Source organism: Diaphorobacter sp. J5-51 (genome assembly GCF_001023515.1).
GTDB lineage: Bacteria > Pseudomonadota > Gammaproteobacteria > Burkholderiales > Burkholderiaceae_C > Diaphorobacter > Diaphorobacter nitroreducens.
In genome coordinates, this window is record NZ_JSYI01000049.1 from 1 (window position 1) to 265 (window position 265).

Below are 265 nucleotides of genomic sequence, written 5' to 3' on the forward strand. Positions count from 1 at the left end.
TGCAGCTTGGCCAGGTCTTCCTTGACCGAGCCTTGCAGCTTGGCCAAGTCTTCCTTGGTGGCAAGCTCATTGCGCAGTTCGATGCGCAACTCATCCTTGGCCTCCAGCTTGCACTGTGCGGCCATTTCCTTGCTGCGCTCGCCCATCTGCACAAGCGACACCTCAATGCACTTGGCAACAGCCATCGCATCGTCGCGCCCTACTTTGCGCTCCAAGATGTCGTAGATTTCAAGCGGCAGGTTCATGCTGCTCATTCTATGCTCCA

General features: G+C 56.6%; 1 protein-coding gene. It reads right to left on the reverse strand.

All coding sequences use genetic code 11. The features are described 5' to 3' along the window. Positions 1-245 (reverse strand): hypothetical protein (locus OX89_RS07325; RefSeq protein WP_047350114.1); only part of this gene is annotated, 245 nt, incomplete at its 3' end. Positions 246-265 lie beyond the last annotated feature (20 nt).